The following is a 25718-nucleotide window of genomic DNA, read 5'->3' on the forward strand; positions in this document are numbered from 1 at the left end:
GTCGGCCGCTAGTTCACATACGTGACGTTCGCCTTCGGGATCGGTAGGATGAGCTCCGCATGGCCTACTGGGCGCTCCAAGCCAATCCGTCACGCTACAATATCCTTCAGGCGGGGATCGATTTCGACGAGATCACCTGGACCGCGAACCAGTATGCCGATCAGGTGCAGGTCGGAGACGAGGTCCTCCTGTGGCTGTCCGGGCCGAGGAGCGGAGGGTATGCGTTCGGCAAGGTGACGTCCGCTCCCACGAAAATGCCGGAGGACCCGAGGTTCGCTTCGTACTGGGTGGGCGCCGGCAAGGACGACGATACCCAGGAAAAGCCTCGACTCCGCCTGCGGTTCACGCGGAGGATGTACCTCTACCCGCTGCTGCGATCGCAATGCATGGTGGATCCGGTGCTGTCGAAGATGCACATCATCCGGCAAGCATCGGGGACGATATTCAAGATCACGGACGAGCAGTGGGCGCGCGTCCTGCAACTCGTCCAGGGGCGGAGCAGTGCATGGAAGCGAGAGGAAACCATCCTCGCGCTTGGTCTTTACTTCGAGAACAAAGTTTCCGCCCCGCAGGCTCGTGCTGCGGAGATCGGAAAGCTCGCTCGGCTGCTGGATCGCTCCACCGAGGAGATCGAGTGGCGGCTCGATGATTTCCGGAGCCTCGAAGACGGTTCATCGGAAGACGCTGGTGTCGGGGGGGACGGGCGGCCCATTTGGGATACCCTGGCTGGTAGTCCCGGGGTCGTTCGCCGCTTGGCGCGTGACATCCAGACAACGCTTCTCGAAGGGGGTGGGAGCGATCGCGTACGGATCGGAAACGAACGTCAGCGCGGAAAGGCAGCCGATGTGCGGGTCGAGCAGCGAAAGGATGCCGCGTTCGCGCGTGAACGATTCGAGCTGCTTCTGCCGGATCCCGCGGTGCGAACGGCGTGTTTGACGTTCCTCGCCGATGCCATCGAGCGGGCCCACGACCGCGGCGAAGCTCGCTGGGGCGTGACGTTGCGAATCTCCAAGAAGATTCACTTCAACGTCGGGCGTTGCCTCGGCCTGGGCATCTACCAAGGACGAATCTGGCTCGGTCTTCCCGAAGCGGATCTGACGCTGGAGCTGCGTGCGTTTTTGGACCCGCGGGTGGAATGGTTGGGCCCCTTCAAGGCGCTCCCTGGCGTCGTAAAATGCCAGTTTCATGCGTCCCTTCTCGGGGAAGTGCGCCCTCGCATCGAGGACGCGTACATGCGATTCCTCGACGCGGCGGCCAGAACAGCCGGGCAGACGCCATTTTTCTCCAGTCATTCTCCTGGAGTCCTTGCTTACTTGCGCGAGACGCTGAACCGCCCTTCCCTTCCGAACCCGGTCTACGACACGAGTATGCGGGGGATCGACGATCCCGAGGAGGACGACGACGAGGCCGGAGTCTTCGAGGGATCGACGACGACGCGCCGCTACTGGAAGGTTGCTCCGGGCCGGAATGCCCAGTTCTGGAACGAAAACCTCGGCGTCGGACTCATCGCCATCGGGTGGGGGGAGGCCGGTGATCCTCGGGCCTACGCATCAAAAGAGGAGCTCTCGGCGCAGCTCGCCAAGGTTTTCGGTTACACCGAAAGCGAAGCCCATGCGAACGTCCGTCAAGTCTGGGCCTTCACGCGTGACATCAAGCCCGGCGACATCATCGTCGCCAATCGAGGGCAATCGAAGATCGTGGGGCGTGGTACGGTGCTCGGGCCTGCCGAATTTCGAGCCGACCGGGGCGAATTCGCCAATTGTCTGGCCGTGCGCTGGTTCGATATCGAGGAGCGTGAGATCCCCAGACAAGAGAGCTGGGTGACGACGGTCGCCGAAATTTCTCCGTCCCTCTACGCGACGCTGTTCCCCCCGGAGCCCGACGCAACACGCGCGAGCATCTACGACCACCTTCGCTCCCGGGGGCTCCACTTTCCCGCGGAGCTCGTCACGACGTACCTCCTTTCCTTCAGAACCAAGCCTTTCGTCATCCTGTCCGGCATCAGTGGAACCGGAAAAACGAAGCTCGCTCAGGCGGTCGCGGAATGGGCTGGATCCGAGGAGGTCCGCCGCCACGAGTTCATTTCGGTCCGCCCCGATTGGCTCGACGGGAAAGAGGTGCTCGGCTTTTACAACGTGCTGACCGAGGCGTACGCCTTGCGGCCTTTCCTGAGCCTCCTTCTCCGGGCGCACCGCGACCGGACCGAGCCCCACTTCGTGATCCTCGACGAGATGAACCTGGCGCGCGTCGAGCACTACTTCGCCGATCTGCTCTCCGCGATGGAATCCCGCACCCTCCAGGAGAACGAGCTTCGGCAGGAAGCGCTCCACCTGCACGACCAGCCTCGATGCTTGCCGATGGCCAAACCGGAGACCGGAAAGCAGCCGGAACGCTGCGCCTCGTGCAAGGCGACGCGTGATGAAATCGCGGCCTGCTCGCTCCACTTCGACGGCGTGCAGATGGTGCCCCCGAAACTCGAAGTGCCGGCCAACGTGTACATCACGGGCACGGTCAACATCGACGAGACGACACACATGTTCTCGCCGAAGGTCCTCGACCGTGCCAACGTGATCGAGTTCAACGAGGTGGATCTGCCAGGTTACGGTCAAGATGGCGCCTCTTCCGGCTTCGTGTTGCGCGACGGACGCGTGCCCCTTGGCGCGACCACGGTCGCTCGGCAAGAGCATTTCCTGAGGGCTCCACAGAAGGTTCGCGACACACTGGTGGCGCTGAACCATATGCTCGCCGAGGAAAACCTGCACTTCGGCTACCGGGTCGCGAATGAAATGGCGCTCTACATCGAACACGCGATGGCGGCCATCGGACCCGGCGCGGTGGAGGACGCACTCGATCTCCAGGTGCTCCAGAAGCTCTTGCCGAAGCTCCACGGTTCGAAACAGAAGCTGCTCGGGCCCCTCTTCCGCATCTTGCTCTTCACGCTCTTCGGAAAAGATTCGGACGTTCCCTACGGCGACCTGGAATTCGACAGGATCGAGCGGGCGCTTCGGCAAAATGGCGCCGTCGCGCCGCCCGGTGGTGCCGAGGCGCAGAAGCCTGTCATGCCCCGCTCGGCCAAGAAGCTCGCCCGCATGTTGCGAAAGCTGCGATCCCAGGGCTTCGTTTCCTTCATCGAATGACGGCGATGGCCCTGGACGCGTCGAGCATTCGGATCTGCGAGGCGAAGAGCGGCCGGGCGGTCGAGCAGGACGCTTCCGGTGTGTTCGCGATCCACGATCAGCGGCGGTACGTCATCCGGTCCGAAACGGCGCTGGTCCCCCACGAGCCGGTGCTCCAAGTGCAGCCTCTCAGCGAGGGACGGCTCGGAACGCTCTACTTCCAGAACTACGTCGGTCTCGCCGAGATGGGCGGGCTACGTTTTCGCGTCCAGCACGCCAAGCTGACGGAGACGGCGTTTTCCAGGATGCTCGATGGCGTGGTCGCCGACGTGGCCGATCTCGCTTTCGATTACGGGTCGCCAACCGCGCTGCCCTTCGCGCGTGACGACCTCGCGGCGTCCGCGGATGTGCGTTACCACGCGCTTGCGTACCTCCGGCACATCATGCGGCGTGTCGACCGTGGAGACGGGCTCCTCGGGCACTTTCTCCAGATCGCACGTGTTCCGCATCGGTGCATGGAGGCCGAGCCGAAATGGTCTCCGGTTGCACGCGCGTCGAGCCTTGGCCCTTCGGGCCTCCTCGGCGTGGCCAGCCATCCGGAACGTCTCGTCCCCATTCCGGCTGGGTCGAGCCTTTCGCGCACGGGACTCGGGCGTCGGCTGCCCGGGTCGACGTTTCCCGCGGAGGTTCTCGTGTCCGCGCGAATGGAGAGCTTCGATACACACGAGAATCGACTCGTGCTGCACGTGCTCCAGTTTGCCTCGGAGCTCGTGAGAGCCTTCGAAGGGCGCGAGACCATGAACCCCGACCTCCGGACCGACGTGCGCGTCATGCGAGAGGAGCTCGACTGGATGCTTTCCTTCGACTTCCTGCGCGAGGTCGGCCCGTTGCAGATGGTCCCGCTGCAATCCTCGGTTCTTCAGCGCCGGGAAGGTTACCGTGAATTCCTCGGGCACTTCCTGCGGCTCTCGCTCTCCTCGGCGCTCGCCGAGGATCGACATCGTTGGCAAGCATTGCTCGACCTGAAGGATGGAGCGCTCCTGTACGAATTGTGGTGTTTCTTCGAGGTGAAGCGCGTTCTCGACGTGCTCCTCGGCAAGCCCGGAAGCGCAAACCTGGCGGTGACCGAGGAAGAAAGACGGAGGGTCCCGTGGTCGGCGAAGCTCCGCTATCAGGACGGCCAGGTCGAATTGGTCTACAACCCGAGTTATCGGCGGCGATCGGGTTCCTATTCGGTGACACTTCGACCCGACATCGTGGTGCGCGTAGAGCGATCGAGCGGTTGGGAGGCGCTGATCTTCGATGCAAAACTCAAGTTCGAGGGCGACCGCCTGGACGAACTGGAGGACCAGGATCCATCCGATTGGGATCGAACCGTGGCGCGCGAGGATCTCTACAAGATGCACACGTACCGCGATGCCATTCGGGAAGCCGTCGGGGCGTTCGTCCTGTACCCAGGTTCCAGAACCGTGACCTACGCCGAGGGAAAGGACATTCCGATCTGGGGCGGGATTGGCGCCCTCCCTCTCGATCCGAGCTTGCCGACGGAGGACCTTCGGGCGTTCCTTGCCACCTTTCTCTGGCCCGACGCGAGCCCGATGGGTTGATCATCCGGGAAGCACATGCCATCGACGCGCCCGGCAACAGGGTGCCCACGCAGCCCCATGTGCCCACACCATCCCACCTTTCTCGCAGCACCCGCTCGATTTTTTTAAACAAGCCGGGTCGTCAACACATGGAGACGAGTGAGGGGGATCCGCACCCAGCGCAGGGCTGGGCGGTCCTTCCGAGGCCCGACGGGGCCGGGTGGATGATCATGCGCGATCCGAAGACGTACTTCGCGACGAAGGCTCAGGCGCACAGCCGGAGCAAGGTTTCTAGGTCGTCACGGTGGCCGGAGGACGCGGAGCAGGACGAGGCAACCCCGAGTGTCATCGAGGTGAGCCTGGGAAGAGGCCTCAGCGTCCTCGTACAGGTTCAACTCGAGGAGATCCGGCAGGTCGCGCCCGCGGAGGTTTGGCTCGACCTCGTCGACGCCGACGACGAGATCCTCGCCAGCAGTTCGGTCGAGCTCGGGGCGAACGATGACACCGCGCCCTCGTTCCGCGTGCGGGCCGATCCACGCGTCGTGCGAAAGCACACGGTGTGGGGCGTGCTGCTCTCCCTTTACGAGACGGTGCACTTGCGCTGGCAGGTGCAGGTCGTCGACAGATCTGGGCGGGTGCTCGGGCGGCGGTCGGTCGAATACGAGATGCACGGGGCGTGAAGCCATTCGTGGCTCCTAAGCTCACGCGTATTGCACGGCCAGGCGCTGAGCATTGGTCTCATGTTGACGCCGCCGCGCTGGGGCGTTGCCCCAGGCCCCAGCAGGGGCTGTCCGCCCCTGCACCCGGACCAGCCAGGGGCTGGACCCGGGACGATGAACTGCGCGATGCGCAGTTCATCGCAGCGTCTTTCACCCCTTCTCCGCCGCGCGGGCAGGTCCCGCGACCTCCGTCATCGGTCTTCGACCCCGTTCCCGCAGGTGCCGGGGCTTCCCGATCGGTGTGGGAACCCGTTCACGCAGGTCCCGGGGCTTCCCGGATCGATGTTGCGCTCCGTTCGCGAAGGTCCCGGGGCTTCCCGGATCGATGTTGCGCTCCGTTCGCGAAGGTCCCGGGACCTCCCGGTCGATGTTGCGCTCCGTGCGCGAAGGTCCCTCGACCTTCCCGAGCTGTGTCGGGTCGACGCCGCCGCGCTGGGGCTTTGCCCCAGGCCCCAGCAGGGGCTGTCCGCCCCTGCACCCGGACCAGCCAGGGGCTGGACCCGGGGTCGATGAACTGCGCAACGCGCAGTTCATCGAACAGGCCAGGTCAAAACCAGCGACGACCCCGCCCATCGAGACCGCGGCGCTGACGATTCAACAGGCAACGTGCCCGTCGCCAGCGTGCAACGCGCCTTCCTGGTCTTGCACCGGCCTGTTGGAAGAACTGCGCATCGCGCAGTTCTTCCACCCCGAGTCCAGGGCTTGCCCTGGTCCGGGTCGAGGGGCGGATAGCCCCCGCGGGGCCCGGGGCAGCGCCCCGGCGCGACGCCTGGCGTGCGCGCGGAGCCGCCCGAGCGCCTCCGGCGTCACGCGGGGCGGGACGCAGCCGATGCGGTCATCAACGCGCGGTTTTTCCAGCGGTGAGACGGCTCCGGATCTCGTCGATCACGGCGTCGATCGCCGCGCGGCGATCGGGCCGCAGGCGACCCCGGGCGCGCAAGAGCGGCGGCACGGCCGTCTCCCCGAGCACGAGGAGCCCTTCCCGTGCCGCCCGCGAAACGCCGGCATTCATATGAAACAAGCGATCCGCGATCTCCGCGGCGGACGCTGTGTCGCCGCCGAATGCGAGGACGCGGATCGCAAGCCGGACGGTCGTGGGATCGGGGTCGTCGAGCAGTGCGCGGGTGGCGCGGAGATAACGGTCGCGCGGGGCCAGGGTGCGGAGCAGGCGGTGGGCGTGAAGGCTCACGCGGCGCGAGGAGGATCGAACGTGCCGCTCCAGCAAGGCGAGGACACGCTCGCGCTCGGAGGGGCGCTCGGCGCGGCCTGCGAAATAGGTGAGGAGACGGCGCGCATTCTCCGGGTCCGCCGTATCGAGCGCCGTGTCGAGCGCGCGCTCCACGGCGGCGCGCAACGTGAGGTCGAGGAGGTCGACGAGGCCGGGGGATCGTGCTTCCGCCTGGGCGAGGAGCTCGAGGGCCGTGGTATCGGTGGGACGCACCATGGCCGGGAGCACCCGCGCAACGAGCTCGGGAGGTTGATCACGCAGCGCATCGAGAATGGCACCGAGCACGGCGTCGCGATGCGCGCTCCCGAGCGCAGGCTCGAGGGCATCGCAGAGCATCCGCGCGTGGCGTTCGTCGTACCAATCGGCGAGGCGTGCGAGGAGCGAGAGCGCCGCGGGAGATGGGTCCGAAGAGGCCCATGCCGCAATCGAGGGGCCGAGGTCGGCCGCATAGAGAACGCCAGCGCCCGCGGCGCGCAGGCAGAAGCGAATCCACGTCGCGGGGGCCTCCGATGTGCGCGCGAGGTCCGCGAGGAGCCTGGGGACAGCGCCCGCGACGCCCACGATATCGAGCGCGGACAGGTCCCCGGCGCGGAGACGGGCTTCGACATGCGGCAAAACGTGCGTTGCGGCGAGTGAGCGTAATGCATCGCGGGCCGCCCCGGCGACCCGGGGATGCGACGACGAAAGGAGCACGAGCAGCAGCGGAATGCGGGATGCCGGGGGCAAGGAGGCCACGGGACCGAAGAGGTGGAGTTCTGCGGCTTCGGTGGTCGCATCGGCGACGGCCTTTGCAATGGCGTTCGTATCCTGCTCGTCGAGCGTCATCACGAACGACCCGCGGAACGCTCCCTGGATCCATGCGCCGAGCACGTACGCGCGATCGTCACGATCGCCTGCGCGAAGTAGCGCCGCCGCCGCAGCTTCACGGATGCCAGGGTGCGCATCCGCGAGCAAGGGCCGTAGGAACGTGGGGTCTGCATGGCGCCTGCGGGAGAGCTCCGTGATGGCGCGCAGACGAACCTCGCCGCGCATTTCGCCCTGCACGAGCTCTCGGAGCGCTGGCGTTGCAATCTCCCCCAGAAACGCGAGATCCACGAGGGCCGGCGCTCGCTCGGCCGGACGCTCGGCGACCCATCGCTGCACGAGCGCCCACGCTGCGGCAGCCCCGGAGCGCTCGGCCACGAGCGCCGCCACCTCCGCGAGCGGAAGCGCGTCCCGACCTTCCAGCGCCGTGAGGAGGTCGTCTTCGTGTCCCCCGTCGATCCAGGCGCGAAGCAATGCGGGCCGCTCGTTCAGGGGCGTAAATGCAAGGGTCCCCTCCCCTGCGAGCCGGAGCACGCGCGCGGCCTGCGCTCGCACGTCGGGGCGCGGATCGCCGCTCCGAGATCGCGCGGCCTCGGGACCCCTCTGGCGGAGGGCCGCGGGCAGCAGCGGCGCGTGGCGCGGATCGATCACGCCGTCGATATCGACGAAGGGGATCACGCGGCTCGAGACGAACGGATCCGTCGTCGTGGCGAGCAGCGCGATGGCGTCTTTGCGGGTCGCGGGATCGAGCTGCGATACAAGCGTCGAGAGAATGCGCTGTTCGGACACGGCGAGCCGGGAGCCGAGCGAGCCCGCCCGTTCGACTGCCGCGCGAAGGCTTGTAACGAGCTCGGACGAGGGTTCGTGGAGGAACGGCGCTTCGCGGATGCGCCTTTGCAGCTCGGCGAACGTTCGTTGCGCATCGGCACGCGCGAGATGCTGGCGCAGCGGGCTTCCCGGTATGATGTCGGTTTCGCGCGGAATGCGATCGCGAGCGCCACGACGTCGAAGCTCGGCGTCCAGATCGGCGCAGCGGTCCGCGTGGGCGGCATAGGCGTGCAGAAGGAGGAGGCGTGGGAGGTCGGGCCGGGACGTGACGAACGCGGCGAGCTCCTCCGGCGAAAACGCCCCCGCGATCGTGGATGCGAGCAGCTCTTCGTTGCGCGGGTCCTTCGCCGCGGCGAGCCTCTCGACGAGCAGCGAGCGAAAAAAGGGCCCCGCGATCTCCCGGAGCGCATTCTCCGCAAGTTCCCGGAGACCCGACTGATCCTGAACCGCGAGCACCTCGACGAGCGCCGGGATCACATCCGAATCGCGGCTCCGGGCGAGCACCTCGGCGGCCGCTTTTTTCAAATTCATGTTCGGCTGGAACAACCACGCGGCAATCGCCCCACCGAGGCCGGGCACGGCCGCATTCCCGAGGGCGAGCAGGGCCTGACGCGCGACCGGGAGCGGCAACGCTTGGCTCAGATACGGCAGGAGCCAGGCCGCGCAAGCCGGCCCCGCGGCCGCGAGGCAGGCGATCGCTCGTTTGCGTATCTCGGGGTTTTCCCGGCGCAGAAGCGGACGCACCACCCGCACGAGGTGCGGATGGTCGCAACCGATCACCGCGTCGAGCAGGAGCGTCGTTTCGGCCAGGGATTCGGCCCGCAAGCGCAACCTCCGCAGCGCGCCCTCCGCCACGAGCGCCGCGCCTGGATCCGCTGCCCCTTCCAGGCACGCGAGCGGCGGATCCGGCGTGGCGAGGCGCTGTCCCAGCGTGCGCAGCGCGGCTTGGGCGAGCTCGCGGACCTCTTCGTCGCCGTCCGTCAAGAGCGCAGCGAGCGGATCGATCGCGAGTGGCCCGCCCGTGCGACCGAGCGCTCCGATCGCCGAGGCGCGGAAGGGATGTCCGGGTGCTCGTGCAATCGCGGCGAGCGCGTCGATTTGCTCGGCGCTCCCGTGGGCCTGCAAGGCATCGAGCGTCTCGGCGGAAATCGCGCCGTGCTCGGCCGCCGCAGCGAGCACGCTGGGGGAAGGATCCAGCCGGAAGAGCACACGCAGCCCTGCCGAGAGCCAGGGCGGTGGTGCTTCCTCGAGCAGCCTTCGCAATCGCTGCGCGGTGGCCGCCCCGCCAAGCCGACCGAGGGCAAACAGGCACGCGTCGGGCTCTGCGTCGAGCCTTGCCAGGATGACGGGCTCTGCCGAGCGCTCCTCCAGCCGGCCAAGCTCGCGGATCGCACATCGCGACAGGATCGGATCCGCGGATTGCTCCGCCATTTCGACGAGGCGCGTGATGGTTCGGCGCGTACCGAATGCGGCAAGCAATCGCGCCGATCTTACTTTCGACGCACCACGGGTGATGCATTCGTCGATCGTTCCGATGAGCACATCGGCGCGGCTGCTCGCGCTCTCCGCAATCGCCTCGATCGAGAGCACCTCGAAGCGGAGCACGAGCTCGATCGCACGACGCGCCTGGTCTTCGTCGGGCGAGATCCCGCGTCGCTTGAGGTCACGGAGCGCCTCGATGGCCTCGAGCCCCGCGCCGGCTGGATCTTCCTCCGCCAGCGCAAGCACCCTCTCCACATCGTCGACCTCGCCGAGCGCGCCGAGCGCCGCAAGGGCGGCGCGACGAACGCTGCGAGCGACGTCCTCGCCCGTCGCGAATCGCCGCACCCACGCGACATCCCTACGCGCGGCCGCGAGGCGCAGCGCCGCGAGCGCGACCTCCTCCCCTTTCATCCATGCGGCGAGCGACGGACAGGACAAACGGGCCGCCCAGGGCTCGGCGAGGAGCCCGAGCGCGCGTGACGCCACCGCCTCGGACGAGCGGCGCGCGATATCGAGGAGCACCTCCGCCGCTTCCGCCGGCGCGAGGAGCGCACGCGAGAGGCCGGCGCGCGCGAGGGTGATCGCTTGATCGTGCATCGCAGGCCGCGCATGGGCCGCCACGCGGCGAAAGAGACCGGACGTGAGGGCTCGTTCGATGGGCGCGTCCGCGACGGCGCGCAGGTCCAATGGGAAAACCTCGTCGAGCGGCAAGAGCTCGGGCGATGCGAGGAGCGCGGAGCAACGAAGGCGGCTCGCGAGCTCCGGCGGAAGGTTCGTCGGGAGCTTTGGAAGCGGGATCGGCAGGCCCGCGATGGCGAGCTCGGCGACGGCCATTTGCGCGTCGTGGGGCAACGCGAACAGGTCCACAGGGACGCAGGCGGCGAGCGCCTTCGGGTCGTCGTCCCCTTCTTTCACGCGCTCCGCGAGCGCCTTTGCGGCGGCGAGCGACGCGGCCGGGTCCGCCGAGACAAGGCGTTCTGCGAGGATCGTGAGCGGAGGCCTGTACGTCGCGAGCATCCAGACGGAGGCTTCGGCGCGCATCACATCGCTGATCACGAGGCCTCGTACCCCAGCCCGATGCCCGAATCCAGCACCTTCGCGGGCTTGTCGCGACGTCCCTCGGCCCCACGTATCCCCCTGGGGCGCCGCATGACGCTGTTCATCGGAACGAGCGGCTGGCAGTACGCGCACTGGCGGGGGACGTTTTACCCCGACACGCTGCCGAGCGCGCGCTGGCTCGACCATTACGCCGAGCGTTTTCAAGTGGTCGAGGTCAACAATACGTTTTACCGTCTCCCCGAGGCGAACGTCTTCCGGAGCTGGGCCGAGCGGACGCCGGTCGATTTCGTGTTCGCCGTGAAGATGAGCCGGTTTTTCACGCATCTGAAGCGCCTCCGCGACCCCGACGAGCCGATCGCGCGCTTCTTCGACCGGGCCTCCGCGCTCGGCCCGAAGCTCGGCCCCGTGCTCGTGCAGCTCCCGCCCGGCATGAAGCGCGACGCGGGTAGGCTCGACGCCGCGCTCGAACGTTTCCCGAAAAGCGCCCGCGTGGCCGTCGAATTCCGCGACGAATCGTGGTTCGTCCCCGAAATCGAATCGCTGCTCGGCCGGCACCGCGCCGCGCTCTGTGTGTGGGATCGAAAGGGTTTGCGGATGCCGCTCTGGCGCACCGCGGACTTTGGATACGTTCGTTTCCACGAAGGCAGCGCGGACCCGGCGCCCTGCTACGGCGCGCGCGCCCTCGGCGCATGGGCGCGACGCATCGCCGAGGTTTGGCCCGAGCCCTCCGACGTGTTTGCGTTTTTCAACAACGACGTGAACACCTGCGCCGTCCACGATGCCGGCCTCCTCGCGCGGGCCGCGGACCGCCTCGGGCTCGGCAGGACGCGGGTCCTTTTGGGGGAACCACGACGCCTGGTGGCTTAACGGCACGATTCGCTCCGCGCCATGCGCTTTCGCATGGCCGGCATGCGTACACGCACCTCGCGCGACGGGCCGAGATGTCCAAGATTCACCGCACTTCCACGAACCAAGGAGTCGTCCCCATGAAGGCCGTCGGCACCTACGAACCCCTCCCCATCACCGCGGACCATGCCCTCGTCGATGTCGAGCTCCCGGAGCCAAAAGCCACCGGGCACGACCTGCTCGTCCGTGTTCAGTCGGTCTCGGTGAATCCCGTCGACGTGAAGGTTCGCGCGAGCTTCAAGTCCACGGACGGGAGCCCGCGCGTGCTCGGCTGGGACGCGGCAGGCGTCGTCGAAGCCGTCGGGCCGGACGTGACGCTGTTCCGCCCGGGCGACGAGGTCTTTTATGCAGGCGCAATCGGCCGGCCCGGCACGAATGCCGAAAAGCACCTCGTCGACGAACGGATCGTGGGCCATAAACCGAAATCCCTCGACTTCGCCGAAGCCGCAGCGCTCCCGCTGACCGCGATCACCGCGTGGGAGCTTCTTTTCGACCGGCTCGGCGTTCCGTATGGCCAGAAGACGCAGGCGGGCTCGGTCCTCGTGATCAACGGCGCGGGCGGCGTGGGCTCGATCCTCATCCAGATCGCGCGGCGCCTCACGGGGCTCACGGTCATCGCGACGGCGTCACGGCCCGAGACGAAGAAATGGGTCCTCGACATGGGCGCCCATCACGTCATCGATCACACGCAGCCGCTCGACGCAGAATTGGCTGCGCTTGGAATTCCAAACGTGGAGTACGTCGCGGGACTCACGGCGAGCGACAAACATCACGAGGCGATCGCCAAAGCCGTAGCCCCGCAGGGACGCGTGGTGCTGATCGACGATCCGAAGTCTTTCGACATCGTACCGTTCAAGCGCAAGAGCGTGACGGTCGGCTGGGAGCTCATGTTCACGCGGTCGATCTTCCAGACGAACGACATGATCGAGCAGCATCGCTTGCTCGAAGAAGTCTCGGCGCTCGTCGACGCGGGCGTTCTCCGCACGACGCTGACCGAGCGCGAAGGCCGCATCGACGCGGCGACGCTGAGAAAGGTTCACGCGAAGATCGAGAGCGGCAAGGCGATGGGCAAGATCGTGCTCGTCGGCTTCTGAAATCAGAGCGTCTTCGGCACGGAGGCGTGCACGTGGTCGGCGAGCGCGCGAAGGCGAGCGAGGCTCTTGAGGTCGCGATGGTAGCCGAGCCAGATGATGCGGCCCGGCGGCTCTTCGCCGACGTCGAGGCACACGAGCGGGAGCGTGTCTCCAATGACCCTCGGCAAGACCGCGAGGCCGGCGCCGTGCACGCACGCAGCGGCCTGCACGTCGCGGCTGTTGCTCCGCACGGCGAGGTGCGCGCCGGGGAACCGCGCGCGGAGCCAGGCGACGTCGGCAAGCGCGTCGAATGCGCGGTCCATCGTGACGATCGCGTGCCCGTCGCCGCCGTGCGCGTCGGGCACACCACGCGCATCGAGGTAACTCTGCGAGGCGTAGAGGCCATAACGAATCTGCGTGAGGCGGCGCTGTACGATGTCGGCGCGGTCGAACGCGACGAACCGGAAGACGAGGTCGGCCTCCTGCCGATCGAGGTCGAGGAGGCGTGACTCGGCCACGATCTCGACCGTCACGCGTGGATGCTCGCAGGTGAACGCGGCGAGCACCGGGCCGAGGACGTGCCGCGCGAACCACTCGCTCGTGGAGACGCGAAGCACGCCGCCCGCCTCGCGCGTTTCGCCGAAGAGGCGTCGCTCGAGGGCCACGGCTTCGTGCTCCATGCGTTCGGCGTGACGGAACATCGCCTCGCCCGCTTCGGTGAGGCGAAACCCGCGCGGCGTGCGCTGGAAGAGCGTGACGCCAACGGTTTCTTCGAGCGCGCGGAGCCTGCGCCCTGCCGTGGGCTGCGTGAGGCCGAGCCGCGGGCCGGCGGCGCTCAGCGTGCCGGCGCGAGCGACGGCGAGGAACAAGTGAACGTCGTCCCAGGCGACCCGCGGGTCTTTCACGGGGCGCCTTCGATACGGAAGAAGGTCATGAGCATGAAGACGAGTGCCATCGGCGCGGTTTCGCGGCGTGCGTCCGCGCCACGATCGCGCCTGCCACGCCCGCGAGCAAGGCCGAAGATGCAATCTTGACCGCCGCGCCGGGGCTCTGCCCCGGGGCCCCGCGGGGGCTATCCGCCCCTCGACCCGGACCAGGGCAAGCCCTGGACTCGGGTTGGAAGAACCGCGCGATGCGCGGTTCTTCCACAGGCCAGTGGCAAGACCAGGGACGGCGTTGCCAGTCGCGGCGGTTTTTCTTGGCAGGATCGCCGCCTGTTCGATGAACTGCGCATCGCGCAGTTCATCGACGAAAGGTCCAGCGCTTGCGCTGGTCCGGGTCCAGGGGCGGATAGCCCCTGGTGGGGCCTGGGGCAACGCCCCAGCGAGGCGGCCCCAACGCGCGTTTTCCGGCGAGCGAGGAGGGCCGTGTTCAGAGCTGGTTCACCTGCCCGGTCGGATCGATCGTGCCAATGGTCGTACCGAGCACGTAAATCTGCCGGACGCCCTTCGCCGCGAGCTCGGTGAGCACCTCCGCGGGCAAACCCTCCTCGAGGGCCGGCTCGAAGAGGAAATCCTCGGAGAAGTTGTGGTGCTGCGGCCGGTACGTCTGCGAAAAATGCCCCTTGAGCACGATGGGCGCGGCTGTGAGGCCCTCGATTTGCGTCTCCTCCCAGCGCAGGAGCGGGGCGGTGTATCCGGCGACGACGCCCGTGGGCGGCGCCGGCCAGTAGAACTTCGTCACGATCTTCACGCCGCCCGCCTCGATCGTCCTTGTCTGCATCGACGAGCCCGCCGGGAGTGGCCCCTCGTCCGTGCATTCCGTCATGCGAACGGCCTCGTCCCGGATGCGTTTCGCCGGATTGCCATCCCAGTCGATGTGCGGGACCGGCGTCGTATACTCCGCCGCGAGATGGACCTCCATGTCGCGAAGCGCGAGGATCGGGCCGTCGGACTGCGGGAGCAGCGTGGGCACGGGGTTCGTCATGATCTCGAAGGTCCGCGCGTCCGCGCCGCTGCCCGACGTGAAGAGATCGAGCGTCTGATCCGCCATGAGGGTGTGCGTGGCGGAGGGCCACGTCCCCGGGTTGCCCGTGAGGGTTTCCACGCCACTGGCAGAGAGGTGTGCGAATGTCACGCCGTCATAAATGGTCTCGGCTGCGAGGCTCGCCGCGTCGACGAACCCCGTCCGCGCCCGGAGCGATGCGCGCGCCTTTAGCCGATGCAGGGCGAAGACGTCGCTCTGCTCGCCTTGGAACGTGCAGAGCGCGCGTGGCCCGGGGACGAGGAAGGGGGTGAGCGTGGCTTTTTCGTCCGGCAGCGGCAGCTCGCGCACCTGCTTGATGAGCAGCGCCCCGTCGGGTTTCATTTTCTTGTACTCGTAATCGAGCGCGAACGTCTGCTTGCCGGGATGGACCTCGGCGAACCGATCCGCCACCTTGCCGAGCAGCGTGCCGAGCTTCTCGTAATCGCTCTTCCACTCCATCACGTGGCCCCCGAGCGGCACGAGGGTCGAGCCGGAGATGGTATCGAACGAGGTGCCCCACTGGAATCGGAAGCCGTGGACGACCTCGGGGAGCGCGCCGCCCTCGGGGTTCGTCACGCTGAGCGCACCGACCTGCGAGACGATTTTCATGTCGTCGATCGGGTCGGTGCGGCGCACGTTCGTGGCTACGCCATTCGCGATCTCGTCCTCGTCCGGATAGGAGTAATGGACGAGCACGCCCATGCCGACGTCGCTCTCGTTCACGCCGTAGAGCAGGCGCGCGATGAAGGCGTTGTCGTTGTAGAAGCTCGCGTAGACCTTCTGGAGCGCGCGGAACACGCCGCGCTCGCTGCTCTGGCTCGCGTCGCAATGGCTCGGGCCGGCGGTGTCGGCGTCGGTGTCGTCGGCGAGGCAGCCGCTCGCGCTGTCGTAGAGCCCCGCGCCCGTGAATGCGTCGCTGTCCTCGACGTTGGTCGAGCTGCGGAAGCGGATCTTGCGCGCTGGATCGAACGAGGCAAGCGCGGCGATGACCGCTTGCCGCTGGGCCTCCGAGAAGGTCGCGTCGCCCTCGATCCGGGCGCGAATGGCGGCCAGATCGACCTTGAGGGCGGCGAGGTTCGGCGGGTACTGATAGCCTGCGAGCCGCTCGCCGATTTCCTGGCGCAACGTCTTGCCGCCCGGCATGGTCTGATCGAGGAAGCCGTCCCATAGATCGAACGAGAACGCGAGGGCCTCCTGTGAATCGTCGGGGATCACGTCGCGGAGCAGGCCGTAATTGGCCGCCTTGCCGCCGAAATGAACGATGTCGGCAGGGCCGAGATCGTCGGTGTTCCGGGCGAGCGCGCCGAGCGTCTGCTTGGGCGAAAAGGCCAGAGGATCCGGCTTTTTCTGCGCGAGCAGCGTGTCTCGATCGGCGGCCGTGAGCGCGCCGTCCACGTCGAAGAGCGCCGCGTCGCAGCGGCCCCACTGGTTTTTCGCGCGCAGGATGATCTCCTTGCCGTCGAGGGCCTTGGCCTGCTCGCGCTCCGCCTCGCTCCCGAGATAGACGAACGGGATGCCGAACGAGGTCGCGAGAATGGCCGTGTGTGCATTGGGCGTCGACGGCGAGAGGGAGACGATGCCCGCGAGATAAGGCAGCTCCGCGGGGATCGCGTCGGTGAGGAGGATGTCCTCCGATTTCAACGTCCCGTTCGTGTAGGCGGTCTCGATCTGATCGGCGGGCACGTAGCGGAGCTTGCCGAGCGCCCAGCCAAACGCATAACATTGGCTGCCCCCGATCCATCGCTCGACGCTGCTCACGGGGAAGCCAGCGTTGGCGAAGAAGGCCTGGTTCTCCTGCGCCGAGGCATTTTGTTCGTACGTGGGGAAATAAAACGGCGTGATGCCCGTCTCCGCCACGACGCTGTCTTCCACGAGATCGAGGACGACGCGCGCCATCTCGGGGTCGTACGGATCCTGCCGGACGAGCTGGATGCCGTATTCGGGGAAGCGCACCGGATCGGGCGGGATGAGCACCGCGCCGAGGATGGCCTTCTGGCCTTCGGCGTGCAGCGAGACGTCGTTGAATTCGCCGATCGACATGCCGAAGAACGGATCGAGGCGCTCGACCGCGAAGGGCGCATGGAAGGGGTACGAAAGGCTGTCCTGGTAATACACCTTCGTCGGGTCGTGCATCAGGACGGTGAACTTGATCCACCGGACGCCGCCATCCATGCTGCTGTAATTGGGCTCCGAGAGGAAGGGGTCGTAGGGGTACGAGATCTGGTTTTTCCAGGCATCGGATGGGGTGATCGGAATGGGATAGGTGTCGACGGGCCACTCGAACCCGCCGGTCCCGCCCTGGCCGCCGCCACCCTGGTCTCCGCCGCCCTGGCCACCGCCGCCCTGATCTCCGCCACCCTGGTCTCCGCCGCCGGAGCCGGGGCTCGGTTGTCCACCGTTATCGCCACAGGCCCAGAGCGCCGAGGTGCTCGAGAGCGCGAGGAGCAAGATTGCGGCGCGCCGCAGAACGCTACGTTTCATGCCGGGCGGACGAGCAATGGCCGTGCCCCGGGAAATTTCCGAACGGCGGGGGGCGACGCGCATCGGGAGGCGTGGCACGGACGCCAGGCGTGGCACAGAGTGGATCAGCGCCGAGATCTTGCTCTGGACGCATTGGAATCTACTTTACGTGCTCCCGCATCCGCGCTTCCATGGGACGTCACGATGCTTCTCCCCGAAGACGCTGCCAGATATCGAGCGGAGGCGCTCGCCGCGCTGCGCGCGGGCCGCATGAGCCCGGAGTGCAGCATCGAAGGGCTCGCCGTCAAGCTCTCGGATCTCGTGCGCATCCGCAAGTTGATCGCGGCGGTCGGCAGCGAGCGCCTCGTGCTCAGGTATCTCGCGATGGACGCCGCGTTCTGGACCAAGGCGCAACAGCTCTGGGGCGGGATCCTCTACGAGTCCTCCACGGCCGCGCGTTACCTATTTCTCGACGAGACGATCGACGTCCAGGAGGAGGTCGAGCAGATCCGCAAGAACGGTCCGACCACCACGGGGCTACTCGAGCCAGGCCCGGCCGTCGTCTGGAACGAGGAGGCGCGTGAGGTGTGGGCGATTGGCCTGGCATTTCGCGGCGCCGAGCCGCCGGTGCTGCGCGCCGTCGCCTTCGAGCGCCGCGCGGTCGTGTGGGAGAGTGATGCGCTCGGCGTGGACCTGCCCGAATGGAGAAGCGACTATGCGGCGCGGGGAGAACGGCTGTACGTGGCCGTGCGCGATAAGAAGCTCGCTGCGCTCGATCTCGGCACGGGCAAAGTCCTTTTTCGTATCGAGGTGCCCGAGAACATATCGTACACCGAGCGCGGGGAGCGCGACGTTCACGATATCCACCTGCCGGGCGGCGGGGGCGTCGTCGTGATCAAGACGCAATATCCTCAATCGATTCGTGCATTCGATCGCGTTGCCGGCGAGCCTCGATGGCATTTCGATCCGGGCTACAACCAGACGGTCACCGCGGAGGTGCCCGGGATCGGCGTCCTCGTCACGGGAGCCGACCAGACAGGGAAATTCGCGGCGGTGCTCGACGGCAGGAGCGGCGAAATCCTCACGGTCCAGGGCAGCCGAGCCGGCCGTTACAATGGGCTCGCCACGGGGGCGGGGGTCTGCGGTCGGAGGCTGGTTTGCGCCGGCGCGCGGGCGGGCCGAGGGGTCGGTTCTCTCCAGGTCCTCGTCGCCGATGCAGGGACGGGCGAGCTCCTCGCGCCGATTGTCGAAGCAAACGTCCGTCCGTTCGGGGAGCCCGTGTTCGTCGGGGATCGTGCTTTCTTCATCGACGCATTCGAGCGCTCGATCGTCGCTGTGCGTATTCCAACGGGCGCGGGCGCGTCGCCGCTCGAGGTGCGGGAGACGACTTCCTGCGCGAACGGGGTGCGTATCCAGCAGATTCTGGCCGCCTCGGACAGCGTGGTTGCCCTCCTCGCGACGGAGGGGCTCGGGGCGCAGCTCGGGATCGCCGTGTTCGACGCGACCTCGCTCGCGCTGCGCGGTGAGAGCGGTTTTCTGGGCGGTTCGTCCGATCCGCGCGAACGGGCGCTCGTGGTCTCCGGCGGCCTTGCGGTGCTGGCGACACGAAATCACGAAAATGGCCCGTACACGCTTTCCGCGTACGATGTGCAGCGCGGGACACGTTGGGCGTACGCCATCGATGGGGGGCGAGCGCATGCTTTCGCCGGACCTCGGATCGTGGTGTGGAAGCAGACCGAGACGCTGCTTTTGCGCGCAGAGGATGGAATGTCGATAGCCTCGCTGTGAGCCCTGTCGCCGCGGATCCTTTCATAGGCCTTCACGATCCTTAACACGGCCGTCAAGCCACGTTTACGCAAATATGCTGAAATATCCCATTCCGCGCGGATGGCCATGGTCGGCGGGCGACCAGCGGATCGCGGACGGGAGTCTTCGTGTCACAGCACGATCTGGAGCAGGAGTGCAAGGCGCTGCGGGCGCGTGTGGCGGAGCTCGAAGCTCGCCTCGAAAGGGCGGTCCCTGACGAGGCGCCGCTCTCCAAGGGGCCGATCCACAAGCTCGAAATGGCGCAGGTGCTCCGTGTTCTTCTCGATCACCTCGATCTCGTCGTGTGGGCCGTGGATGCCAAAGGCACGTTCACGTTCCACGACGGCAAGGCGATCGATCGGGTCGGGCACCAGCGGGGCCAGTTCCTCGGTCAAAACGTTTTTGCCGTTCTCGAGGACAAGGGAGCCACAGGGCTCCGAAAAGCCCTCTCCGGCGCGCCGGCCCACGAAATCACGGAGGCGCATGGCATCGTCTGGGAAAATTGGCATACGCCGACGTACGACGGCGAGGGGCGTGTGACGGGGGTCGTCACGCTCTCCCTGGACGTCACGGAATCCATGCGGACGAAGGCCGAGCTCACCGCCAAGCTCACGCTCATCGAACGCCAGCAGGACGTCATCCGGAACCTCGAGACCCCAATCATTCAAGTATGGGATCGCGTGCTGACGGTGCCGATGGTCGGCGTCGTCGACAGCCGCCGCGCCGCGCGTGTGACGGAGGATCTGCTCGCCGCGGTATCGCATACACAAGCCCGCTTCGCCATTCTCGACCTCACCGGCGTCGACGTGGTGGACACGGCGACCGCGGGTCACATCCTGAAGATCCTCGGCGCGGTTCGTCTGCTCGGAGCCGAAGGGATCATCACCGGGATCCGGCCCGTCGTCGCGCAGACGATCATTTCATTGGGGCTCGATCTGTCACGCGTGCGCACGCTCGCGACGCTCCGCGATGCGCTCGCCCTGGCGGTTCGAAGCCTTGGCGAGCACGATCGCTTTGCATTCACACGTTCAACCTGACGTTTGTCCCGCCTCGGCCGGCGCGGCTTTCGGGCGCAGCTTCTCCTTGATGTCGTCGGCGACCCGATAGAACGCCGGCACCACGAGCAAGCTGAGCAGCGTGGATACCGTGAGCCCGCCGAGCACCACCACCGCCATCGGGCTCCGCGTCTCCGTCCCCGGCCCGATGCCGAGCACGGCCGGCACGGCGGCCATCATCGTCGCGATCGTGGTCATCAGAATCGGCCGCAGCCGGAGCGGTCCCGCCTTGCGCATCGCCTCGTGCGGGGACAAACCCTCGTGCTCGCGCAATTGATTGGCGTATTCCACGAGCAGGATCGAGTTTTTCTTGACGATCCCCATCAGCAGGAGCACGCCGATCATGCTGAAGATGTTCAGCGTCTTCCCCGTGACGAGCAGGCCGAGCGCCGCGCCGGAGAGCGCCAAAGGCAGGATCGTGAGCACCGTGACTGGATGCAGGAAGGAATTGAACTGGCTCGCGAGCACCATGTACGCGACGAGGATCCCGATCACGAGCGCGAAGACGAGGCCGCCCGTGGTCTCGTCGAACTGCGACGCCTGCCCGCCGGCCACGGTCCGGTAGCCGAGCGGCAGCGATTTCGAGAGGTCCTTCACCATGTTCATCGCTTCGATCTGCGAATGCCCCGGCGCCACGTTGCCAGAAATCCGGATCGCCCGCTCCCGATCGACGCGATTGATCGATTGCAGCACCGCCGTCTCGTTCTGCGAGACGACGAGCGACAGCGGGATCGTGGTCCCATTCTGTGCCCGCACCCGGATCTCGCCGAGATCCTCGGGGCGCGAGCGTTGCGTGGCGAGGAGGCGCACGCGGATGTCGACGCGGCGGCCCCCGGTGGAGAACTTGCCGACGATGTTCCCGCCGACGAGCGCGCTCACCGTGTTCGCCAGGTCGCTCACCGGAACACCAAGGTCCGTGGCGCGGCGGCGATCCGGCACGATCTGCACCTCGGGCGCGCCGATTTGATAATCGGTCGTCACGTCCGTCACGACACCGCTCTTTTCGAGGTCGTTCTTGAGCTGCATCGCCGCCGTGACGAGCGTGTCCCAGTCCGCGCCGCGCACCGTGAAGTCCACCGGATACCCGCGCTGCGCGCCGAAGCTCTGTTGCGAGGGATCCTGCACGGACGCGCGGATACCGGCGATCCCGCGCAGATCACGCCGGATCTCGGCCGCGACCTCCTGCGCGGAGAGCTTGCGCTCGTTCGGCGGGACGAGGGTCAAGCTCATCACACCGCGCGAAGCAGAGAGCGTGGTGAGGATGCGCGTGACCTCGGGCCGAGCCGCGAGTTTTTGCTCGGCTTTTTGCAAGAGCGGCGCCGCGGCCTGGACGCTGGTCCCGGTTTCCGTCTGGATGCGGACGTCGAGGCGGCTCTGATCCTGCGCGGGGACGAACTCGGTGCCGAGCCGCGGGACGACGAACGCCGTGACGCCGAAGAGGACCACCGCGCTGAGGAGCACCTTCCAGGGGTTGTCGAGCGCCTTGCCCAGCACGCGGCCATAGGCGTGTTCGAGCGCGGAGAAGCCGCGATCCATGGCCCTGCCGACGGCGCTCCGGCCCTCGCGCGAGGTGTCGAGGATCTGCGCGCAGCGGGCGGGCGCGAGCGTGATCGCCTCGAAGTACGAGAGCATCACGGCGACCGAGAGCGTCACGCCGAACTGGAAGAAGAAGCGGCCGATGACGCCGTCCATGAACACGACGGGAAGGAAGATCGCGATGACGGCGACCGTGGCCGCGAGCGCGGCGAACGTGATCTCCTTCGTGCCGTCGGCGGCGGCCTTGGCGCGCGCCTTCCCCATCTCGGCGTGCCGGTAGATGTTCTCCATGACCATCACCGCGTCGTCGACGACGAGGCCGACGGCGAGCGAGAGGCCAAGCAGGGTAAACGTGTTCAGCGTGAAGCCGAGGAAGTAGACGACGGCCACGGTCCCGAGCAGCGACATCGGGATCGCCAGGATCACGTTGACGGTGCTGGAGAGCGAGCCGAGGAAGAGCCAGCAGACGAGCGCCGTGAGGACGAGCGCGAGGCCGAGCTCGATCTCGATCTCGTGCACGGACTCCTCGATGAACGTCGTGGTGTCGAAGAGGACCTCGACCTTCATCCCCTCGGGCAAGCTGCGCTGGATCTCCGCGACCTTCTCGCGCACCGCGCTCGCCACGGCGACGGCGTTCGTGCCGCGTTGCTTGAGCACGCCGAGCGCCTGCAAGGGGATGCCGTCGAGCCGCGCGACGGAGTTCACGTCCTCGAAGCCGTCCTCCACGACGGCGACGTCGTCGAGGTAGACGGGCGTGCCGTTCACGTGTCGCACCACGAGCTTGCGCAGCGCCTCGACGTCGAGCGCCTCGCCGAGGAGGCGGACGTTGAGCTGCCGGCCGCCCGCTTCGAGCTGGCCGCCGGGGACCTCGACGTGCTCGCGTCGAATACCGTCGATGACGTCGCTCGCGACGACGCCTTTTTCCGCGAGGCGGCTCGTGTCGAGCCAGATGCGGATGTTGCGATCGAGGTAGCCGTTCAGCGTGATCTGACCGACGCCCGGCACGGTCTGGAGTTTTTCCTGGACCTGGTAACGCGCGACGTCGGCGAGGAGCTGGCGCGAGAACGGGCCGGAAACGCCGACGGTGACGATCGGCGTGTCGTCGGGGTTCGACTTGGAGACGGTGGCCGCAGGCACGTCGCGCGGGAGCTGCCGCTGGGCCTGCGCGACCTTGGCCTGCACGTCCTGGAGTGCGAGGTCGACGTTGCGCGAGATGTCGAAGCTCGCGGTGATCCGCGCCGAGCCCTGGCGCGACTGGGACGAGATCTCCTTGACGCCCTCGACCTGCGCGAGGGCCTGTTCGAGCGGCTCGATGATCTCGCGCTCGACGGCCGACGGAGACGCGCCGGGCCAGGAGAGGTTGACGCTGATGTTGGGGTAGTCGACGTCCGGGTACTGGCTGATGCCGATGCGCGTGGCCGCGACGATGCCGAAGAGGATCGTGCACGCCATGAGCATCCAGGCGAAGACCGGGTTCTTGATGGAGACGTCGGTGAGGTTCACGGCCGCACCCCCGCGCTGGCCGATCCGGTCGGCGTCGGCGGCGGGCTCGATGCAGGCTCGCCCGAGGCAAGATCGGCCGGGGGCGGCGCGCTCGAAGCCGTCGGCTTGGCGCTCGGCGCGGTGGCCGTGAGAAGCGCTTCCGGTGTGATGGTCGTGGGCTTGACCTTGGCGCCGTCGTTCAGCGCCTCGGCGCCCCGCACGACGAGCACGTCGCCCGCGGCGAGGCCGGAGCGGACCTCGACCCAGCCGTCCTGCGTGCTCATCCCGAGCGAGAGCACGCGCTCCTTGGCGACGCCGTTCTCCACGACGTACGCGACGTAGCCGTGATCGGTGGCGCGCGCGGCGAGCCGCGGGATCGTGACGGCCTCGCGCTGGGCGCCGATGTCGACGCTGACGTCACAGAACGAGCCGGGGCGCAGCCAGTACTTGTGGCCGTCGTCGACGACCTCGCCCGTGACCGGGACCATGTGCGTCGTCGGATCGGCGGCCGCGGCGATGAGCGTGATCTTCGCGGAGAACTTCCGCAGCGTCTCGCGCATCGTGAACGTCGCGGTCGTGCCGACCTTCAGGCGCGGCGCTTCGAGCGGCTCGACCTGGAAGCGCAGGAGGAGCGGTTCGCTCTGGAGGAGCGTGGCCATGACGTATCCCGCCTGCACGTACTGGCCCGTCTCGACGGTGCGCGTCTGGATGGCGCCGGCCATGGGCGCGCGCACGGACGAGTCGCGGAGGTTGAGCTGCGCCGTGCGGAGCGCCTGGAAGGCGATGTCGCGATCGGCCTTGGCGGTGAGGACCTTGCTCTTGTAGCTCTCGAGCTCCTCGCCCGGGATGAGGCCGGGGTTCATGCCGCTCGCGCCCTCGCGCCGCGCCACCATGGCCTCCATGTCGCGGACCGCGGCCTCGGTCTTCGCGAGCGCCGCCTTGGCGCCGTTCACCGCGAGCTGGTAGCGCTCCGAGTCGATGACCACGAGGACGTCGCCCTTCTTGACCTCCTGGCCCTCGGTGAAGGCCACGCGGTCGACGACGCCGGCCACGCGCGCCGTGACCTGGACCCGCTCGAAGGCCTCGATCGTGCCCGGCGCGTTCACCGTGTAGGTGACCTTCTTGGCCTCGACGGGCATGACGTCGGCGGCGAACGCGAGGCCCCCGCCGCCCTCGCGAGAAGGCTTGCTTCCGCCGGCGGCGCCGCCTTCGGTCGGCTTGCCTTTGCAGGCCACGGCGAGGGGCAAGCAAAGGAGGAAGAGCACACGCGCGAGCTTCATTGCGCATCTCCGTTCGTCGCGGCGGAACGTTCGGTGTCGTCGTCGGTGGGTCCCTGGCCAAGCGCGAAGCGCAGCTCCAGGTAGGCCTGCTCCATCGCGAGCTTCGCGGTGGCGAGCGCGACCTCGGCCTCGAAGCGGCGGGCGTTCGCGTCGACGAGCTCGATCGCCCGCGCGAGCCCCTGCTGGTAGAGGATCTCGGTCTCGGCGGTGTTCTTCCGCGCGGCCGCGACGGCCTCCTCGGCGATGCGGTAGCTGTCGCGCGCGGCCTTCAGCGTGGTCCGCGCGATGCCGATGTCGGTCGCCACGGAGCGGCGGATTTGCCGCTCGTCGAGGGCCTGGCTCTCGGCCTGCGCGACGCGTGTCTTGCGATCGCCGTAGCGCGCGCCCGCGTCGAAGAGGGGCCAGGTGAGGCTCAGTTGCAACGTCTCGTCGTGGGTCGTGTCGGGCGGAGCGGGCGCGGGGTTGAAGCGCACCTGCGCCGAGAGCGAGAGCGTGGGCGCGAGGCGATACAGGGGTTCCTGGGCCGACGCGCGGAGGGCCGCGGTGCGTTCCTCGGCGGCGCGGAGATCGGGCCTTCGCGCCTCGGCCTGCCGGACCTCGTCCTCGCCCCGCACGCCGCCGCTTTCCGCGGCGCGCGTCGTGCGATCGGGTGCCGAGAGCGGCCCCGTGACCGGGCTGCCCACGAGGAAACCGAGCTCCAGATAAGCGGTGGCCACGTTGCCCTCGGCCTGCGCGACCTCCCTGGCAGCCGCGGTGGTTTCGAGCAGCGCACGCGTCACGTCGTTCGTGCTCGCGAGGCCTGCCTGCGCGCGCGCGTCGGCGTTCTGCTGGTTGGCGCGGGCCCGTTCGAGCCTGCGCGTCGCGGCTTCGAGCACGCGCTCGCGCGTGAGCACCACGAGGAACGCGCGCGCCGTGTCGAAGGCGAGGCTGCGCCGATCCTCGACCGCGCCCCATCGCTCGGCCGCGAGCTGACGCCGCGCCTGCGTATACTGCGGGATCGCCGAGGGATTCAGGATGGGCTGCGTCAACGTGAGGGTGCCCGTGCCGAAGAGCTGGCGGCCGATCCGATCCTCGGTCCCGCGCAGCGTCGCGTTCGCGCCCGCGACCAGGCTCGGCAGGAACGCCGAGCGCGCGCGGTCGAGCTGGCCTTCGGCGGCCTTCACGCGCAGCGGCGCCTTACCGGCGCGCTCATGGTTCGAAAGCGCCTGCCGGACGGCCTGTTCGAGCGTGAGGGATCCGGCACGCGCGCCGCGGGGAAAGAGCAAGAGAAGCGAGACGAGTAGCGTGGGCAAGAACGACCTTCGGACCGTCATCGAGCGTCTCCTCGCCCTCC

General features: G+C 67.6%; 13 protein-coding genes. 7 read left to right on the plus strand and 6 right to left on the minus strand.

Translation table 11 applies throughout. The annotated features are described in order from the left end of the window. The first annotated feature begins 59 nt into the window (after positions 1–59). The 3 genes from KEG38_RS34540 (at position 60) to KEG38_RS34550 (ending at position 5382) form a co-directional block, all read left to right on the plus strand. Positions 60–3137, plus strand: coding sequence for a DUF8727 domain-containing protein (locus KEG38_RS34540; protein ID WP_272424510.1), 3078 nt, complete (start codon positions 60–62; stop codon positions 3135–3137). Between the two features lie 5 nt (positions 3138–3142). Further along, positions 3143–4723: a DUF2357 domain-containing protein gene (locus KEG38_RS34545; RefSeq protein ID WP_272424511.1), complete on the plus strand. Its 1581-nt coding sequence runs from the start codon at positions 3143–3145 to the stop codon at positions 4721–4723. Between the two features lie 209 nt (positions 4724–4932). Beyond that, entirely contained in the window at positions 4933–5382 is a 450-nt protein-coding gene (locus tag KEG38_RS34550; RefSeq protein WP_272424513.1) for a hypothetical protein, read from the plus strand. 877 nt (positions 5383–6259) lie between these two features. Here KEG38_RS34550 and KEG38_RS34555 read toward each other — a convergent pair. After that, positions 6260–10819 carry a HEAT repeat domain-containing protein gene (locus KEG38_RS34555; RefSeq protein ID WP_272424514.1) on the minus strand — a complete coding sequence of 1520 codons (4560 nt, stop codon included), beginning with the start codon at positions 10817–10819 and terminating at the stop codon, positions 6260–6262. Positions 10820–10912: 93 nt separating this feature from the next. Between KEG38_RS34555 and KEG38_RS34560 the strand changes: the two genes are divergently transcribed. After that, positions 10913–11689 carry a DUF72 domain-containing protein gene (locus KEG38_RS34560; RefSeq protein WP_272424515.1) on the plus strand — a complete coding sequence of 259 codons (777 nt, stop codon included), beginning with the start codon at positions 10913–10915 and terminating at the stop codon, positions 11687–11689. Positions 11690–11808: 119 nt separating this feature from the next. Beyond that, a complete protein-coding gene (locus KEG38_RS34565) occupies positions 11809–12822 on the plus strand; it encodes a zinc-binding alcohol dehydrogenase family protein (RefSeq protein WP_272424517.1) in 1014 nt (337 codons plus the stop codon). Positions 12823–12824: 2 nt separating this feature from the next. Here the strand turns inward: KEG38_RS34565 and KEG38_RS34570 are convergent, their stop codons facing one another. Together KEG38_RS34570 and KEG38_RS34575 are read right to left on the minus strand one after the other, a co-directional pair. Then, positions 12825–13706 (minus strand): LysR family transcriptional regulator, encoded by an 882-nt coding sequence (locus KEG38_RS34570; protein WP_272424518.1) that lies wholly within the window; start codon positions 13704–13706, stop codon positions 12825–12827. Between the two features lie 466 nt (positions 13707–14172). Beyond that, on the minus strand, positions 14173–17247 hold the full coding sequence (locus KEG38_RS34575; RefSeq protein ID WP_272424519.1) for a PEP/pyruvate-binding domain-containing protein: 3075 nt from the start codon (positions 17245–17247) through the stop codon (positions 14173–14175). Between the two features lie 183 nt (positions 17248–17430). Between KEG38_RS34575 and KEG38_RS34580 the strand changes: the two genes are divergently transcribed. Both KEG38_RS34580 and KEG38_RS34585 read left to right on the plus strand, forming a co-directional pair. Beyond that, complete coding sequence (locus tag KEG38_RS34580; protein ID WP_272424521.1) at positions 17431–19014, plus strand: outer membrane protein assembly factor BamB family protein; 1584 nt, start codon at positions 17431–17433, stop codon at positions 19012–19014. Between the two features lie 146 nt (positions 19015–19160). Next, positions 19161–20069 carry an STAS domain-containing protein gene (locus KEG38_RS34585; protein WP_272424522.1) on the plus strand — a complete coding sequence of 303 codons (909 nt, stop codon included), beginning with the start codon at positions 19161–19163 and terminating at the stop codon, positions 20067–20069. Here KEG38_RS34585 and KEG38_RS34590 read toward each other — a convergent pair. Genes KEG38_RS34590 through KEG38_RS34600 form a run of 3 tightly spaced genes read right to left on the minus strand, consistent with a single transcriptional unit; the run spans position 20061 to position 25698 of the window. Continuing rightward, on the minus strand, positions 20061–23126 hold the full coding sequence (locus KEG38_RS34590; RefSeq protein WP_272424523.1) for an efflux RND transporter permease subunit: 3066 nt from the start codon (positions 23124–23126) through the stop codon (positions 20061–20063). The two genes, KEG38_RS34585 and KEG38_RS34590, sit on opposite strands and share 9 nt — an antisense overlap. Further along, positions 23123–24385, minus strand: coding sequence for an efflux RND transporter periplasmic adaptor subunit (locus KEG38_RS34595; RefSeq protein WP_272424524.1), 1263 nt, complete (start codon positions 24383–24385; stop codon positions 23123–23125). Before KEG38_RS34595 ends, KEG38_RS34590 begins: the two co-directional genes overlap by 4 nt. Beyond that, a complete protein-coding gene (locus tag KEG38_RS34600; protein WP_272424525.1) occupies positions 24382–25698 on the minus strand; it encodes a TolC family protein in 1317 nt (438 codons plus the stop codon). Before KEG38_RS34600 ends, KEG38_RS34595 begins: the two co-directional genes overlap by 4 nt. Between the last annotated feature and the right edge of the window lie 20 nt (positions 25699–25718).

Origin of the sequence: Polyangium jinanense (genome assembly GCF_028435265.1) — a bacterium.
Classification (GTDB): Bacteria; Myxococcota_A; Polyangia; order Polyangiales; family Polyangiaceae; genus Polyangium; species Polyangium jinanense.

Excerpts from the sequence above, each read along its gene's own strand:
- KEG38_RS34540 (WP_272424510.1), top strand. The coding sequence starts at position 60 with ATGGCCTACTGGGCGCTCCAAGCCAATCCGTCACGCTACAATATCCTT.
- KEG38_RS34545 (WP_272424511.1), top strand. The coding sequence starts at position 3,143 with ATGGCCCTGGACGCGTCGAGCATTCGGATCTGCGAGGCGAAGAGCGGC.
- KEG38_RS34550 (WP_272424513.1), top strand. The coding sequence starts at position 4,933 with ATGCGCGATCCGAAGACGTACTTCGCGACGAAGGCTCAGGCGCACAGC.
- KEG38_RS34560 (WP_272424515.1), top strand. The coding sequence starts at position 10,913 with ATGACGCTGTTCATCGGAACGAGCGGCTGGCAGTACGCGCACTGGCGG.
- KEG38_RS34565 (WP_272424517.1), top strand. The coding sequence starts at position 11,809 with ATGAAGGCCGTCGGCACCTACGAACCCCTCCCCATCACCGCGGACCAT.
- KEG38_RS34575 (WP_272424519.1), bottom strand. The coding sequence starts at position 17,247 with ATGAAACGTAGCGTTCTGCGGCGCGCCGCAATCTTGCTCCTCGCGCTC.
- KEG38_RS34580 (WP_272424521.1), top strand. The coding sequence starts at position 17,431 with ATGCTTCTCCCCGAAGACGCTGCCAGATATCGAGCGGAGGCGCTCGCC.
- KEG38_RS34595 (WP_272424524.1), bottom strand. The coding sequence starts at position 24,385 with ATGAAGCTCGCGCGTGTGCTCTTCCTCCTTTGCTTGCCCCTCGCCGTG.
- KEG38_RS34600 (WP_272424525.1), bottom strand. The coding sequence starts at position 25,698 with ATGACGGTCCGAAGGTCGTTCTTGCCCACGCTACTCGTCTCGCTTCTC.